Annotated in this window: 18 protein-coding genes; 6 read left to right on the top strand and 12 right to left on the bottom strand. The window is 42.7% G+C overall.

What is annotated here, in order from left to right:
* Positions 1–77: 77 nt before the first annotated feature.
* The 4 genes from PR834_RS15195 (at position 78) to mqo (ending at position 3392) form a co-directional block, all read left to right on the top strand.
* Complete coding sequence (locus PR834_RS15195; RefSeq protein ID WP_036958838.1) at positions 78–482, top strand: YgiW/YdeI family stress tolerance OB fold protein; 405 nt, start codon at positions 78–80, stop codon at positions 480–482.
* A 114-nt stretch (positions 483–596) separates the two neighbouring features.
* Positions 597–1187, top strand: a complete 591-nt coding sequence (gene nudK, locus PR834_RS15200; protein ID WP_047756352.1) for a GDP-mannose pyrophosphatase NudK — start codon at positions 597–599, stop codon at positions 1185–1187.
* A 313-nt stretch (positions 1188–1500) separates the two neighbouring features.
* The gene (locus tag PR834_RS15205) at positions 1501–1890 is read left to right on the top strand and encodes a cupin domain-containing protein (protein WP_036958789.1); all 390 of its coding nucleotides are present in this window, start codon (positions 1501–1503) and stop codon (positions 1888–1890) included.
* Between the two features lie 8 nt (positions 1891–1898).
* Positions 1899–3392, top strand: a complete 1494-nt coding sequence (gene mqo / locus PR834_RS15210; protein WP_112308111.1) for a malate dehydrogenase (quinone) — start codon at positions 1899–1901, stop codon at positions 3390–3392.
* A 44-nt stretch (positions 3393–3436) separates the two neighbouring features.
* Here mqo and cysQ read toward each other — a convergent pair whose 3' ends face one another.
* Together cysQ and PR834_RS15220 are read right to left on the bottom strand one after the other, a co-directional pair.
* Positions 3437–4177: a 3'(2'),5'-bisphosphate nucleotidase CysQ gene (gene cysQ, locus PR834_RS15215; protein ID WP_004905978.1), complete on the bottom strand. Its 741-nt coding sequence runs from the start codon at positions 4175–4177 to the stop codon at positions 3437–3439.
* Between the two features lie 124 nt (positions 4178–4301).
* The gene (locus PR834_RS15220) at positions 4302–4922 is read right to left on the bottom strand and encodes a peptidylprolyl isomerase (RefSeq protein WP_004907421.1); all 621 of its coding nucleotides are present in this window, start codon (positions 4920–4922) and stop codon (positions 4302–4304) included.
* A gap of 218 nt (positions 4923–5140) precedes the next feature.
* Between PR834_RS15220 and PR834_RS15225 the strand changes: the two genes are divergently transcribed.
* Both PR834_RS15225 and PR834_RS15230 read left to right on the top strand, forming a co-directional pair.
* A complete protein-coding gene (locus tag PR834_RS15225; protein ID WP_110591047.1) occupies positions 5141–5740 on the top strand; it encodes a LysM-like peptidoglycan-binding domain-containing protein in 600 nt (199 codons plus the stop codon).
* Between the two features lie 150 nt (positions 5741–5890).
* The gene (locus tag PR834_RS15230; protein ID WP_272536759.1) at positions 5891–6640 is read left to right on the top strand and encodes a CDP-diacylglycerol diphosphatase; all 750 of its coding nucleotides are present in this window, start codon (positions 5891–5893) and stop codon (positions 6638–6640) included.
* A 97-nt stretch (positions 6641–6737) separates the two neighbouring features.
* On the opposite strand, the gene rplI is transcribed toward PR834_RS15230, so the two are convergent.
* The 10 genes from rplI to hflK all read right to left on the bottom strand — a co-directional run bounded on the left by rplI (position 6738) and on the right by hflK (position 16229).
* Entirely contained in the window at positions 6738–7187 is a 450-nt protein-coding gene (gene rplI / locus PR834_RS15235; protein WP_004905983.1) for a 50S ribosomal protein L9, read from the bottom strand.
* A gap of 38 nt (positions 7188–7225) precedes the next feature.
* Positions 7226–7453: a 30S ribosomal protein S18 gene (gene rpsR / locus PR834_RS15240; RefSeq protein WP_000135199.1), complete on the bottom strand. Its 228-nt coding sequence runs from the start codon at positions 7451–7453 to the stop codon at positions 7226–7228.
* Positions 7454–7457: 4 nt separating this feature from the next.
* Positions 7458–7775 carry a primosomal replication protein N gene (gene priB, locus PR834_RS15245; RefSeq protein ID WP_136134037.1) on the bottom strand — a complete coding sequence of 106 codons (318 nt, stop codon included), beginning with the start codon at positions 7773–7775 and terminating at the stop codon, positions 7458–7460.
* A gap of 8 nt (positions 7776–7783) precedes the next feature.
* On the bottom strand, positions 7784–8179 hold the full coding sequence (gene rpsF / locus PR834_RS15250) for a 30S ribosomal protein S6 (RefSeq protein WP_004905988.1): 396 nt from the start codon (positions 8177–8179) through the stop codon (positions 7784–7786).
* A 155-nt stretch (positions 8180–8334) separates the two neighbouring features.
* Positions 8335–9084 (bottom strand): 23S rRNA (guanosine(2251)-2'-O)-methyltransferase RlmB, encoded by a 750-nt coding sequence (gene rlmB / locus PR834_RS15255; protein WP_004905989.1) that lies wholly within the window; start codon positions 9082–9084, stop codon positions 8335–8337.
* Positions 9085–9172: 88 nt separating this feature from the next.
* A complete protein-coding gene (rnr, locus tag PR834_RS15260) occupies positions 9173–11641 on the bottom strand; it encodes a ribonuclease R (protein ID WP_036958793.1) in 2469 nt (822 codons plus the stop codon).
* A 42-nt stretch (positions 11642–11683) separates the two neighbouring features.
* Positions 11684–12106 (bottom strand): nitric oxide-sensing transcriptional repressor NsrR, encoded by a 423-nt coding sequence (gene nsrR, locus PR834_RS15265; protein WP_004907407.1) that lies wholly within the window; start codon positions 12104–12106, stop codon positions 11684–11686.
* Positions 12107–12437: 331 nt separating this feature from the next.
* Positions 12438–13739: an adenylosuccinate synthase gene (locus PR834_RS15270; RefSeq protein WP_004905994.1), complete on the bottom strand. Its 1302-nt coding sequence runs from the start codon at positions 13737–13739 to the stop codon at positions 12438–12440.
* 280 nt (positions 13740–14019) lie between these two features.
* Complete coding sequence (hflC, locus tag PR834_RS15275) at positions 14020–15021, bottom strand: protease modulator HflC (RefSeq protein ID WP_004905999.1); 1002 nt, start codon at positions 15019–15021, stop codon at positions 14020–14022.
* A gap of 2 nt (positions 15022–15023) precedes the next feature.
* Positions 15024–16229 carry an FtsH protease activity modulator HflK gene (hflK, locus tag PR834_RS15280; protein ID WP_096864344.1) on the bottom strand — a complete coding sequence of 402 codons (1206 nt, stop codon included), beginning with the start codon at positions 16227–16229 and terminating at the stop codon, positions 15024–15026.
* Positions 16230–16345: the final 116 nt, after the last annotated feature.

A 16345-nucleotide genomic window follows, 5' to 3' on the forward strand; every position in this document is an offset into this window, starting at 1 on the left:
TTAAGATCCTGTTAAGATTTACTTGGTTTAATACCCTCCATACAAACAAGTTTACATCCAATTTGGAGATACCGATGATGAAAAAATTACCTGTAATTGCTTTAGTTGCTGCACTCGCAAGTGCACCTGTTTTCGCTGCAAATGGCGGGTTTGACGGCCCTGGCGCTGCCACAAATACAACAGCCCAAACCTCTCCAACCGGTGGTTTCATCGGCCCAAATAGTGGGGAAATGACTGTCGCAAAAGCACTTGATATGTCAGATGACAGCTGGGTTATTTTACGTGGGAATATCGTTAAACAACTCGACCATAAACATTATGAATTCACCGATGGTACTGGCACTATTAATTTAGAAATCAGCGAAAAGCGTTGGAATGGCATAAATGTAACACCAAAAGATAAAGTTGAAATTCGCGGTAAAATTGATAAAGACTGGAATTCAAGAGAAGTCGAAGTTAAACAAATCCAAATAATTAAATAACCCGCAAGTTTACAATGGGATCTGCTCTAAAGCAGGTCCCATCTAAATCCTATTTCATACAGAAATTAACAGTGCTAAATTAACAAAATCATTTTTGGTTACTAAGGCTGCTTAATGACTGTAAAACTCCCTAACATACGGAATATTCGTGAGAAACTGCTTTCAGATAATTGGTATATTTTAAAAAAATATACTTATGAGTTACAACGTCGAGATGGTAGTTGGCAACAACAAGAGCGCGAAGTCTATGATAGAGGCAATGGTGCCGTTATTTTGTTATATAACAAAATAAAAAATAGCATTATTTTAATTCGTCAATTTCGTATGCCTGTTTATGTTAATGGCTATTCTGATTTTCTGATCGAAGCCGCCGCTGGTTTACTAGAAAACGCCTCACCAGAAGCTCGTATTATTGCTGAAGCAGAAGAAGAAACGGGTTTTAAAGTCGATAAAATTCAAAAAGTTTTTGAAGCCTTTATGAGCCCTGGTTCAGTCACCGAAAAACTCCACTTTTACATTGCTGAATATAGCGATAATAATCGTCGTAACGCAGGTGGTGGGCTTGAAGAAGAAGGGGAAGATATTGAAGTTTTAGAGTGGCCCTTCCCTAAAGCCGTTGATGCGATAAGAACGGGAGAAATAGTTGATGGTAAAACCATTATGCTAATCCAATATCTCGCCCTAAACTCTATTCTAAAAAGCTGATCCTATACTTATAGCTCATAATGATAAAATAAGTCATCGTGAGCTCTCCTATTTTTTATCAGTCATTAAACGAACGATAAAAATAAAACAAATCATAAAAAGACAATCAACTTTTATTATTTTGTTGTTTAATTAAAAAATAAAATCATAAAGCCAAGATAAAACATATTTAGCTTTGACCTACTCGCTAAAAAACTTTAAATTCAAATAATATTAATTTTATATATCATCATTTTAAGAGTCTTATTTTTGCATCCAATGAATATCAAATAATTGTTATACATTACAGTCGGTGATTAAGGAGCTAAATAAAATGATACGCTGCGTTCGTATGTGGACAGGAGAAGATGGAAATTCTCTATTTGAAGAGGGCACTCTTGAGCTCAATAATATAGCAGGAGGCGATAACCAAACCCCTACCATTGCAGTCAACGAGCTTACCTTTCGTGAAACAGTTTCTGGCGGCTCTTTTGATTGGCATCAAGACCCAGTTCCTCGCTATGTCATTACACTTTCAGGTACTTTAGAATTCGAAACCAAAGATGGTTCTAAATTTATCATCAACCCAGGTGATATTTTACTTGCGCAAGATAATACAGGAACAGGCCATAAATGGCGGCTTATTGGTGATGAACCTTGGCGTCGTGCTTATGTTGTCTATCAAGAAGGCACCGATCTTTGCTTCACTCCAACAAAAAAATAGGGGGCATCATGAGCAAACCCATTGCTGAGAATGTCGATATTGCTCTCATAGGTGCAGGGATCATGAGTGCAACGCTTGGTACATTTCTCAAAGAACTTGAACCTTCACTGACGATCGCCGTTTTTGAAAGGCTAAACGACTGTGCCCAAGAAAGTTCCCACCCGTGGAACAATGCGGGAACAGGGCATGCCGCTAACTGTGAGATGAACTATACACCACCAAATCCAGATGGTACGGTGGACATCAGTAAAGCCCTTGAAGTCAATACCGAATTCGATCTCTCTCGTCAGCTTTGGTCTTATCTGGTCACCAAAGGCAAAATTAAAGACCCACGTGACTTTATTCACCCATGCCCACACATGAGCTTTGTTTGGGGTGAAGACAATGTAAAATTCTTGAAACAACGCTACCAACAGATGTCTGCTCACCACTGTTACCACAACATGGAATACAGTGATGATCCAAAGCAGATCAACGAGTGGGCACCTCTGATCATGGAAGGTCGAGACCCTAAAGAAGCGATTGCGGTTACCCGTGTTAATACTGGTGCTGATGTCGATTACGGTGCGCTAACGCATTTATTAATCGCACAATTAAGCGAACAGTCCGGCTTTTCAATTCACTATAAACATGAAGTCATCGATGTTAAAAAAACCGCCGATGGCAGATGGAATATTGAAGTTAAAAACCTACTCACGCACGAGAAAACAATGACTTCAGCGAAGTTTGTGTTTGTTGGTGCAGGCGGTAGAGCAATCGAATTACTACAGAAATCAGGGATCCCTGAAGGAAAAGGGTATGGTGGATTCCCTGTCAGTGGTATCTGGCTGCGTTGCGATAACGAAGAAATTGCCTCTCGCCACCATGCAAAAGTCTATGGTAAAGCAGACAAAGGCTCACCACCAATGTCTGTTCCACACTTGGACACTCGCATTATTGGTGGTAAACGTTCTCTATTATTCGGGCCTTATGCCGGTTTTTCGAGTAAATTCCTTAAGCACGGCTCTTATTTAGACCTGTTTGAATCGGTTAAATTGAATAACATTGAACCAATGCTTGCGGTTGCGAAAGATAACTGGTCACTCGCAGAATACTTAGTGGGCCAAGTCCTGCAAACTTCTGCTCACCAATTTGCTATGCTGCAACAATTCTACCCAGAAGCACAGCATGAGGATTGGAAAGAGGTGGTTGCAGGGCAACGAGTACAAATTATTAAGCCTGACCATGATAAAAAAGGGGTTTTAGAGTTTGGTACAGAACTGATTACTAGTGCGGATAAATCATTTACTGTATTGATGGGAGCATCTCCGGGGGCCTCCACAGCGGCATTTATTGCGCTAAACGTATTAAAAACGTGTTTTGATGAGCAACTCAAAGCCGATGGATGGGAAACACGTTTAAAAGACATCATTCCAACCTATGGGATTGACTTAAAAACGGATGCAAAAGCCTGTTTAGATATTCGTACAGCCACTGCCAAAGTGCTGCAACTAGATAATTAGTTATTAGTTAGGTTGGGAAATCACTTCCCAACCTTTATTGATGTTTAGAATAAAATCACCCGAAAACCTGGATTTAAGAAAGACTCTCGAGGTGTATAATCGAGCGTTTTTCCATGCCAATCAACGACTTTTGCCCCTGCACCAATGGCAACCGCATGTCCAGCTGCAGTGTCCCAAATATTTGTAGGCCCAAAACGTGGGTAAAGCTGTGCTTTTCCTTCCGCAACCAAACAAAATTTGAGTGAAGAACCAATTTCTACTGTCGTGTGTTCACCCATTTGTTTTAAATAATCCATTAATTCATTGTCTTGATGGGAACGGCTAATAACAATAACTGGAGGCTTGGCATCATTCACATGAATAAGTTGCTTATGGCCACCCTCCTCCTTCCATGCCTGATTACCTTCAGCGTAGTACAGCAGCCCTTTCGCTGGGGCATAAACTACCCCCATCGTTGGTACACCGTTCTCGATAAGGGCAATGTTAACCGTAAAATCCCCATTACGATTAATAAATTCTTTCGTTCCATCCAATGGGTCAATCAACCAATAGCGTTGCCAATTCTGCCTGACTGGCCATTCAGGAGGATCTTCTTCAGACAGTTGGGGGATATCAGGAGCAATACGAGCAAGGCCCGCGGTAATCACATTGTGGGCGGCAATATCAGCCTCGGTAACAGGCGAATTATCACTTTTGTGTTCAACCTGTAAAGGTTCTTGCGCATTATAAGTTTCCATAATCGCATAACCCGCTTCTTGAGCTAATTCGCAAATTTGCTGTAGCATATTATTCACCTCTCTGATGACCCTTTACTGCAAGAGTAGCAATTGTGTGAAATTAACGCCATAAAAAAAGCCCCAAAGTCCAAAGACAATGAAGCTTTTTAACTGTGAACTGAACTAACAGAAATTATAAAATTTCAAGTAATTCAACTTCAAATACTAATGTACTGAATGGCGGGATTGATGCACCAGCACCACGCTCACCGTAAGCTAATTGGTGGGGGATATATAATTCCCATTTAGAGCCGACTGGCATCAGGGTCAATGCTTCAATCCAACCTGGAATAACGCCGCTTACAGGAAACTCTGCTGGCTGCCCACGCTGTACTGAGCTATCAAACACAGAGCCATCAATTAAACGCCCTGTATAGTGAACACGTACGCGGTCTGAGCGAGATGGGATAGCACCATCACCTTGGTTAATCACTGAAAATTGTAAGCCAGACTCAGTCGTTGAAACACCATCACGTTTTTGGTTTTCATCTAGGAATTTTTGGCCTTCTTCCGCTAATGCTGCCTGGCGGGATACACGAACAGCGTCGGCACGCTCATGCACTTCACGCAATGCTTTGTGCAGAGTTTCAACAGGTACCGATGGCATATTGCCTTCTAAAGCGTCAACGAGGCCTGCTAAAATTGCATTTGGCACTAAACCTTCTAGCCCTGACTCTAATAATTGCTGCCCAACTTGTAAACCTATGCCATAACTCGCTTGAGCTTCTACCGAATCGAAATTTTGGTTTGCCATGAAAATACCCATATGATTTTGAGAAAATCCAAGAATAGCAGCCCCATCCTTATGGGTAAACCCAAACAATGAATCTAAAGAATAAAACTGATTGATTCCCGACAAATTTATTCAGTGTTCTCTGAAAAATTCAGCCCAACGCTAAAAAAGCCTAAAAAGGGTGCTAGTATGCGTATTAATACGGTCTAATTTACTCATTGCCTCATCAAGGAGGAGTGATGTTTAAACTTTCAAAATTTCATCGCTATGGTATTGCACTGCTCGCTTTAATTGTCGTGGTCGCTTTTTTTTGGCCTGCAAGCGAAAAATCCCCCAGCGATATTGTTCAAAACCAGCCTATCGTTATCCCACCACCTACTACCCCTGAGGTTGTGCCTGAACCGACTATTACACCGCCGATACCAGAGCCCGTGCCGGCACCTGAAGATAATTCACCTCTTTTACCTACTGAGCCCGAAATTATCCCAGAACCTATTGAGCCTGAACCTAATGAGCCTACGACGGTAACATCACCAGAAAAAACGCCTGAGCCCAAAACAACTCGCCCTTCTGCTAATGAATGGCAAAACTACCGAGTACAAAAAGGGAAGACGCTCGCACAACTCTTTCGTGATAATAACTTACAAGCCAATGACGCTTTTATTATGGCTCGCGTTGAAGGGGCTGAGAAACCACTGAGTAATTTACGCCAAGGGCAAAAAATTCGTCTGAAAGCAAATACAAAAGGTGAAGTTCAATTATTAGAAACTACTGGCTCTGATGGGAAAACTTATAGTTTCGCGCGGTTAAGTGACGGAAGCTATTACCGTACACCTTAGTTTAAACACCGACTTTAGGGTAGCATCCCGCTACCCTAATACTTAGTCTGAATTTGCACTATTTACCCCACCTTGGCTTAACAATATATAAATTTAGCGATATATAATAAATAGTCTCTCTCACTAACATGTTAAGCGATAAAAACTATCATGCTAAAGCGCAAATGGATTAACGTATTTTTAGGTGTGGCTCTTTTATTACTTATCGTGATTGTTAGCTATATTTCATGGTTCAAGATCAATTCAAATGCGCTGTGGAACATCGTTAATACTCAATGTATTCCATTACTTCCAACAACGCTGCCCTGCTTGAAAGTGGAACAGGAAAAACACTATGTATTATTCAAAGATAAAAAAGGGCCTTTACACAACTTAATTATCCCGACTGAAAAGATCACAGGGATAGAATCTAGCCAATTATTGGAACAAAACTCACCCGACTATTTTGCTATCGCTTGGCAAGAAAGGGGCAGTTTGTCACAACAAACAACCCACCCAATTCCTGAACATTTATTGGCCATTGCGGTAAACTCCCAATATGGTCGCTCCCAAGACCAACTCCATATTCATATTGCCTGCTTAAAACCTGAGATAAATGAAACGCTTAATCAACTTTCATCAACAATAACAACACATTGGGCTTCTTTATCTTCTAAACTAGCGGGTCATCATTACTTAGCCAAAAAATTTCCGGAAGGCTCACCCCATGTAGAAAATTCGTTTCATCAACTAAACGAATATGTCATCAAGCATCACGATAAAATGGGTAATTTTGGCCTAGCAATGGTACAGCTTAAAGATGGTTCTAAGATATTACTTGCCAACCGATTGAATTTTTGGGATTTGAACTTAGGTTCTGCGGGTGAATTACTCGACTACCAATGCTTAGCTAATCAATAAATACAAAAATATTGTCTAGAAAATAAAAAACACCGGACTTAGCCGGTGTTTTTATTCGCATCATGGATAACCCAGTGATGCATATCATCATTATTGATTACTCAGCAACGATGATAACGTTCAGCTCTGCGAAAACATCGCTGTGTAACTGGAAGTGAACTTCGTGGTCACCAGTAGTACGCAGAACGCCGTTTGGCAGGCGAACTTCGCTTTTCGCGATTTGAACGCCAGCCGCAGTAATTGCGTCAGCGATATCACGAGTACCGATTGAACCGAACAGTTTACCTTCGTCACCAGCTTTAGAAGCTAAAGTTACAGAACCCAGAGCAGTAACAGCTGCTGCACGAGCCTGTGCTGCTGCCAGAACGTCAGCTAATTTAGCTTCCAGTTCAGCGCGGCGAGCTTCGAAGAATTCGATGTTTTTCTTAGTCGCAGGAACAGCTTTGCCCTGTGGAACTAAGAAGTTACGAGCATAGCCCGATTTAACGTTAACCTGATCACCCAGGCTACCTAGGTTAGCTACTTTATCAAGCAGAATAACTTGCATTACCTTATCCTCTATTAGTCGTTAATGGACTGTACCAATTACTGATGACGATCAGTGTATGGTAACAGAGACAGGTAGCGAGCGCGCTTGATAGCACGAGCGAGCTGGCGTTGATATTTTGCACGAGTACCGGTGATACGGCTTGGTACAATTTTACCACTTTCAGTGATATAGTTTTTCAGCGTTGCGATATCTTTATAGTCGATCTCTTGAACGCCTTCCGCTGTGAAACGGCAGAACTTGCGACGACGGAAATAACGTGCCATATGGCTAGTCTCCAGAATCTATCAAATCAATCTGCTCGGCATGGAGGACAATCTTGCTGATCCCATTGCGCCCTTGATGGGTACTAATGAAACCGCTTACTGTAATCCAACTGCCGACCGTTATACTGTGAGTATGGGCTTGTAAGGTTTGTCCGCTGGCGATAATGGGCATTCTGCACCATGCTTGCCTTGACAGTCCTGCTTCCAGCTGCTGTGAACGATGTTCTAAAACAAACTGGCAATGAGGAATGCCTGACGGACTCACTTTTCGAATCAATGCTTTACAGACTATGCCTGTTAACACCAAACGATTAGTGGTCACCTGCGCAATTACTCTTCAGAATCCCCAGTTTCTTCTACTTCTTCATCCTGATATTCATCAGACATGTCACGGCCACGACGTTCGTCTTTAGCTTTGACCATTGGAGAAGCTTCTGTTACTGCGTGTTTTAAGCGCATAACCATGCTGCGGATAACGGCATCGTTGAAGCGGAAGTTAGTTTCCAGCTCATCAATCGCTTCCTGCGGCGCTTCTACGTTCAGAAGAACATAGTGTGCTTTGTGCAGTTTATTGATTGGGTAAGCCAGTTGACGGCGGCCCCAGTCTTCCAGACGGTGAATCTGACCTTGTGCGTTAGTGATAACAGCACTGTAACGCTCGATCATGCCCGGAACCTGTTCGCTTTGGTCAGGATGGACCATAAAAACGATTTCGTAATGACGCATTAGTAGTTGCTCCTTACGGATTATTAGCCTCCTGTCTGGGTTAACCGCGGCCCGCGGAGGCAAGGAACTTATTGAGTGCGGCTAAAAAATTGACGCGTAACTATACCCATCCCTGAGATAAAACTCAAGAGATGGATACCGTTTTACATTAAATATTATTTTTCTACAGAAACAGGTAAGCGCTGACGCACCGCTTCAAATAAACAAACCCCTGTCGCCACTGACACATTTAATGATGACACAGAGCCCGCCATTGGAATACTAATTAACTCATCACAGTGCTCACGAGTTAAACGGCGCATGCCTTCGCCTTCAGCTCCCATAACTAAGGCTATCGAGCCGGTTAATTTGCTTTGGTATAAATTATGGTCAGCTTCACCCGCCGTTCCCACAATCCATACATTGTATTCTTGTAGCAAACGCAATGTCCTTGCCAGATTCGTCACACGAATAAGTGGAACATTTTCTGCCGCGCCACAGGCCACTTTTTTCGCGGTTGCATTAAGCTGAGCAGATTTATCTTTAGGAACAATCACAGCATGAACGCCAGCGGCATCAGCGCTACGTAAACACGCGCCTAAGTTATGTGGGTCTGTTACGCCATCTAATACTAATAAAAATGGCGATGATGTGTTCTCCAATAAATCAGGCAGATCACCTTCTTGATACTGTTTACCCGGTAATACTTTCGCAATGATACCTTGGTGAACGGCGCCTTCGGTTTGGCTATCCATCCATTGACGGTTCGCCACTTGAACAACAACACCTAACGCTTCGATTTCATGCACCAGCGGCATTAATCGGCGGTCTTCACGACCTTTCAAAATATAGACTTCTTTAATGCGTTGCGGTGAACGCTCAAGTAAGGCTTTCACTGCGTGAATGCCATAAATCATTTCGCTCATAAATTTCTTATTTATATTAATAAATAGTAAAGTGGCGTGTTAGCGCCACTTTGGTTAATAACGATGGTTAATAACTACAGCAATACCATTATCCCTCTTGTTTTTGGGATTTTTTTGCAACGCGTTTAGCTTTTAATTTTGCTGTAATTTTTCTGGTTTTATCGGAAGGCTTTTTGCCTTTTCCTTTCCCTTTCGCCTCTGGCTTAGCCTCAGCTTTTTTTCCTTTTTTATCGGAACGACGAAATGCAGAATCAGGCTCGAAGTTTTTATCTTTACTCGCATCCGCTTTTCGACGAGCTGGGCGTGTAGCATTTTTAACTTCTTGCTTCATTTTGTCCCGCGCCGTTTTGCCCGGGTTTTTCGCTTTACGAGTGGTTGAAATTAATGCGAAATCGATGGTGCGTTCATCCATATGCACCGCTTCAACACGAATTTCCACTTCATCGCCAAGACGGTAAGTGGTACCTGATGATTCACCAATTAAACGCTGACCGACCGCATCATAACGATAGTAGTCATTATCCAACGTTGAAATATGCACTAAACCATCAATAAATAAATCATTAAGGCGAACAAAGAAGCCAAAACCGGTCACACTGGTAATTAAACCTGTAAAGGTTTGGCCTACTTGGTCCTGCATGAAATCACATTTCAGCCAGTCAGCCACATCACGTGTTGCTTCATCAGCACGGCGCTCAGTCATTGAGCAGTGCTCGCCAAGCTGTAACATGCTATCCATGTCTGAATGCCAGCCACCCGTTTCCGTCCAGCGTTTATCTGAATGACCATGTTCTTTAGCCAGCAGATATTTTATCCCGCGGTGTAACGTCAGATCTGGGTAACGACGAATTGGTGATGTAAAGTGAGCATACGATTTCAAACCTAGACCAAAGTGACCACGATTTTCAGGATCATAAATCGCTTGTTTCATTGATCGTAAAATCATGGTTTGTAGTAATTCATGATCAGGGCGTTCAGCCACTTCATTCATTACCTGCGCATAATCTTTCGGCTCCGGCTTCATTCCGCCCGGCAGAGTCAACCCTAATTCACTAAAAACAGAGCGTAAATTCATCACGCTTTCTTCTTTAGGGCGGTCATGCACACGGTACAATGCAGGCTCTTCATTTTTCTCAACGAACCGAGCCGCCGCAATGTTAGCCAAAATCATGCACTCTTCAATCAATTTATGTGCATCATTGCGCTCTACTGGCTCAATACTTTCAATACGTCGCTCCGCATTAAAAATAAATTTCGCTTCTTCAGATTCAAAAGAAATCGCACCACGCTCAATACGTGCAGCATCAAGTGCCTTATATAATTGATGCAAATGCTCAATATGTGGCACTAGCGCTTTATAGTGCTCGCGCAGTTCTTCGTCTCCTTCCAAGATTTTCCATACTTTTGTATAAGTTAACCTTGCATGAGAACTCATAACCGCTTCATAGAACTTGTATGAAGAAAGCTTACCAGATGCCGACACCGTCATTTCACACACCATACACAGGCGGTCAACACCTGGGTTAAGTGAGCACAGACCGTTCGATAAGACTTCCGGTAGCATAGGAACGACTTGAGATGGGAAATATACCGAATTACCGCGGCTACGCGCTTCTGTATCCAGAGCCGTTTGTGGGCGGACATAATAGCTTACATCCGCAATCGCCACCCACAAGCGCCAGCCACCGCCTTTCTTCGGTGCACAGTACACTGCATCATCAAAGTCACGAGCATCTTCACCATCAATCGTGACTAACGGTAAGTCGCGTAAATCCACGCGCCCTTTTTTCGCAGACTCAGGGACATGTTCACTTAGGTCAGCGACTTGTTTTTCAACTTGTGGTGGCCATGAATGTGGGATTTCATGAGTACGTAAAGCGATTTCCACCGCCATACCTGTGCCCATTGTTTCGCCTAATACTTCAATGATATTCCCCACCGCTTGCGAGCGACGTTGTGGACGAGTGACTAATTCAACCACCACCACATTACCCATTCGAGCGCCAAGAACACGATCTTTCGGTATCAAAATATCAAAGCTTAAACGGCTATCATCCGGTACGACAAACCCCATCCCCGATTCGATAAAATAGCGACCAACAATTTGGTTATTACGCGGCTCTAACACACGAACAACCCGAACTTCTGTACGCCCTTTACGATCTTGCCCATAAGGTTGCGCCAAAATAACGTCGCCATGCATGGCGCGTTTCATTTCATCTTGAGATAAATAGTAATCTTCTTTTTTACCATCAACACGTAGGAAGCCGTAACCATCACGGTGACCAATGACTTTCCCTTTTAATAAGTCTAAACGCTCCGGTAAGGCATAACACTGACGGCGAGTGAAGACCAGTTGACCATCACGTTCCATGGCTCTTAACCGACGACGTAATGCCTCTAATTCATCTTCTGTCGATAAATTCAATAATTGTGCGATTTCTTCGCGGTTAGCTGGTGCAGTACGCTTCGAGATAAGGTCAAGAATATATTCTCGACTTGGAATTGGGGACTCGTATTTTTCTGCTTCTCTTTCCTGAAAAGGATCTTGTGACATCGTTACCTCCGTTGTCATCAGAATTCATAACTACCGCAAATGCTAATCAAGCAGTAGTTGATAGAGCGGGCTGTTATCTTTCACCATGTCCGCCAGCGTGTATTGATCAAGTTCTTGTAAAAACTGCTGTATTGCTTGGTGTAGCACACCTTTTAAACGACACGCAGGTGTAATGTGGCAAAACTCACCACTACAATTAACAAGAGTCAGGGGTTCTAATGCTCTAACAACGTCCCCTATACGAATTGATTCTGCTGGTTGTCCTAGTGTAATCCCGCCATTTTTGCCACGAGTGGCTTTAATATAACCTAAGTGACTGAGCTGATTAATAATTTTTACCATATGGTTACGAGATACACCGTAGACCTCGGTGACCTCAGTAATACTGGTCATTTTCCCTTCACCCAGAGAAGCCAGATAAATAAGAGCTCGTAACCCATAATCTGTAAAACTAGTCAGTTGCACAATCACCTCAAAATTTTAGCTATAACGCTGTTGGCCGCAAATCAGTGGCCTAAAAACATGTGACTTCTTTTAAAATTCACATTTACTATTTCTAACCCAACACATTCAGTTTTCTGAATAAAATATAGCATGCTAATAAATTATATGTTGCTAAATACAGTTTAACGTATAACACAGGTCAAATATGCATTTAATTGCACAGAATTTGCACACAAAAGTGACTTAATTCAATCATTATGGGGAATTTTGACTGTTTTATCAAAGAAGCGACATATTGGAAGGAGGTAAAGCAGTAAAAAAACTGCGCCCGTTTAAGGCGCAGTCAGTGTTATTACTCAACATCAAATGGATCACGCAGGATCATGGTCTCTGAACGATCTGGGCCCGTTGAAATAATATCAACTGGAATACCCGTTAGTTCTTCAACACGTTCGATGTAATTCAGAGCTGCTTGTGGCAGTAATTCTCTTTGTTTCACACCAAAAGTTGTTTCTTTCCAACCTGGCATTGATTCATAAACTGGCTCTAAACCATCCCACTCATCAGCAGCTAAAGGTGTTGTTTCTAACACTTTACCATCTGGACGACGGTAGCCTACACAAATTTTGACTTCTTCTAAACCGTCTAAAACATCCAGTTTAGTCATACAGAAGCCTGACAGTGAGTTGATTTGTACCGCACGATTAATCGCAACGATATCTAACCAACCAGTACGGCGTTTACGGCCTGTAGTTGCACCAAATTCTTGGCCTTTTTCACGCAGGAACTCACCCACTTCGTCAAACAGCTCAGTAGGGAATGGGCCCGCACCAACACGTGTTGAGTAAGCTTTGATGATACCTAATACGTAGTTTACATAGCGAGGACCTAAACCAGAACCCGTCGCCACACCGCCAGCAGTCGTATTTGAAGAAGTTACATAAGGATAAGTACCGTGGTCGATATCTAATAATGTCCCTTGTGCGCCTTCAAACATCACTAATTCATTCTTCTGATTTGCTTTATAGAGCAGATCAGAAACATCAATTACCATGCCAGTTAGGATATCAGCCACAGCCATAATATCATCTAACGTTTTTTGGTAATCGACAGCAGGTTCTTTATAGTAATGAACAAGTTGGAAGTTGTGGTATTCAACGATTTCTTTTAATTTTTCTGCAAACGTTGCTTTATCGAATAAATCACCAACGCGCAAACCACGACGTGCAACTTTATCTTCATAAGCAGGACCAATACCACGACCTGTTGTCCCAATCGCTTTGGAACCACGAGCTTTTTCACGCGCATTATCTAATGCGATATGATAAGGCAGGATCAGTGGGCATGCTTCAGAAAGACGTAAACGTTCCCGAACAGGAACACCGCGGTCTTCCAATTCTTTCATCTCTTTCATTAATGCGTCTGGCGCTAAAACAACACCATTAGCAATAATGCTGATGACATTTTCACGAAGAATACCGGATGGAATTAAGTGGAGAACGGTTTTTTCACCGTTTACAACAAGAGTATGGCCAGCATTATGGCCGCCCTGATAGCGAACTACATATTTAGCACGCTCTGTCAGCAAGTCAACGATCTTGCCCTTCCCTTCGTCACCCCATTGGGTGCCCAGTACGACAACGTTCTTACCCATTTTGAAATACACTCGGTTGCTTAAAAATGAATTCTACCATCAAAAATGAACTGTTCCAGTGATATTTTGGCAATACAAAAATTTTTTTCTGGAAAGCAAGTAAAATGGTATTTTTTATTTCTGCCGTAAACTCAAAATGAATGCCATCAGTTGAGCAGCTCAAATTTTCCCTGAAAAATCCTATACTTAAAACGACAGGCGAAAAAAAGCCCACCGAAGCGGGCTTTTCTTTAATAGATTAACAGTTATTTTGCTAGGTTGCACGCAACTTAGCTTGTTATTAATCTGTCGCGCGAAGCTTAGTTGGCGCCTTCATAAAGCGGAAGAAGTCAGTGTCTGGGCTTAATACCATCACGTCTTCACCACTCTTGAAGCTTTGCTCATAGGCACGCAAGCTACGAATAAACGCATAGAACTCTGGATCTTGGTTGAATGCATCAGCAAACAGTTTCGTTGCCATCGCATCACCCTCACCTCGGTAAGTTAGAGCAGTACGTTCTGCTTCAGCCAACGTTTCTGTTACTGTTTTATCTGCAACAGCGCGGATCTTAGTCGCTTCTTCTTGACCTTGTGAACGATGTTGACGTGCAACTGCTTCACGTTCTGCACGCATACGCGCATAGATAGCTTCAGAAACTTCGTTTGGCAGCTCAATACGTTTAATACGTACATCGACAACCTCGATACCTAACGCCGCCATACTGTTTGCATTCACAACCAGTGGCTTCAGGTTCGTTTCCTCTTCAACACGTTTTGCTGCATCCGCAATCGCTGCATCCGCTTCTTTTGTTGAGTCGTCAATTGCAGTACCTTTGTTCAAAGCATCACGCACATCAACAGTTAAACGACCACGTGAATCAGTGATAATGTCTTTAACGCTTAAACGACCAAACTCAGAACGTAAACGGTCACTAAATTTACGTTTTAACAGTGTTTCCGCTTGGAATGGATTACCACCGCCAGTCGCTACATAATAACGACTGAAATCAGTAACACGCCATTTCAGGTAGGAGTCCACCATTAAGTCTTTGTTTTCACTTGTCAGATAGCGGTCAGCTTGAATTTCAAGAGTCTGAATACGTGCATCCAACATTTTCACAGTTTCAATAAATGGAACTTTGAAATGCAGACCCGGCTCATAAATGATCGGTTTGTTTTCAGAGTCACGTAGAACTTTACCAAAACGCAATACGATACCGCGGTCAGTTTGAGGAACAATAAAGATAGATGCGTATGCAACTGCCAAGATGGCAATAACGATAACAATTAGCGATTTACGCATGATTATTGTCTCCCTACTCTAACAGCATCACCACGAACAGCGTTATTTGGCTGTGCTGGTGTTGCAGCAGATGATGACGAACTATTGCTTGGCGTCGCCATTCTTGCTGACGGATTAGCTTTTGACGTTGAAGCCGCATCTGAATTTGTACCGCGCATGATTTGATCCAGCGGCAACACTAACATGCTGTTGCTCTTATCATTCGCAATCACTTTACGTGTATTACTTAACACACGCTCCATTGTGTCGATATACAAACGCTCACGGGTGATTTCTGGCGCAGCACGATATTCAGGTAACATTTTCGCAAAACTTGCCACCTCACCCTCTGCTTTGAAGACCACACTCGCTTTATACGCTTCAGCTTCTTCAATTAGGCGTTGTGCGTTACCTTTTGCCAGTGGAAGAACTTCATTTCGATAAGCGTGCGCTTCACGAATGGTTTTTTGTTCTTCTTCCCTTGCTGAGATTACGTCATCAAATGCCGCTTTAACATCTTCAGGTGGACGTGCTGCTTGGAAGTTGACGTCAAGCAGTGTGATACCCATCTTGTATGGTGCAATTGTTGCTTCGAGCTCTTTTTGTGTAACATCACGGATAAAAGCACGATTCGTAGTCAGTACTTGCTCCATCGCAGACTGACCGATTACACCACGCACAGCACTATCTAGCGCCTGACGCAGACTATTGTCTGGGTTTGTGACACTAAATAAATATTGCGCAGGGTCGGTAACACGATATTGAACGTTCATTTCAACGCGGATCACGTTTTCATCTGACGTTAACATCATGCCATTTGTCGCTTGTTCACGTACGGTTTCTACGTTGACAGGAATGACCCTATCAATGAAAGTTGGTTTCCAGTTCAAACCAGGCCCAACAACACCACTATATTCACCAAAACGTAATACTACGCCACGGTCACTTTCTTTGATGGTGTAGAAGCCTGAACCTGCCCATACAACAACGATAGCAGCAAGAGCTAACATACCTAAACGGCCACTGATTTGTGATGGTTGTTTATTATCACCATCACCACCGCCGCCTTTATTTCCACCAAGCTTGCTGCCTAGTTTACGAAAGAGATCGTCGAGATCATAAGCCCCACGTTTTCGACCACCTTTGTTCCCGCCAGAGTTGCCGCCTTTATTGCCGCTTCCCCACGGATCGCGGTCTTGTCCGTCATTACCGGGCTGATTCCACGCCATGTTTTAGCTCCATTCTTTATGATTGATTTTCAGGGCTAAGAGCGATAGGGCTCTTAATATCAATTCCATTGCCTAACTATATTATTAACGGCCAAATTATTAACGGCCAAAGCATT

It is taken from the genome of Providencia sp. PROV182 (assembly GCF_028480325.1).
Taxonomy (GTDB): Bacteria; Pseudomonadota; Gammaproteobacteria; order Enterobacterales; family Enterobacteriaceae; genus Providencia; species Providencia hangzhouensis.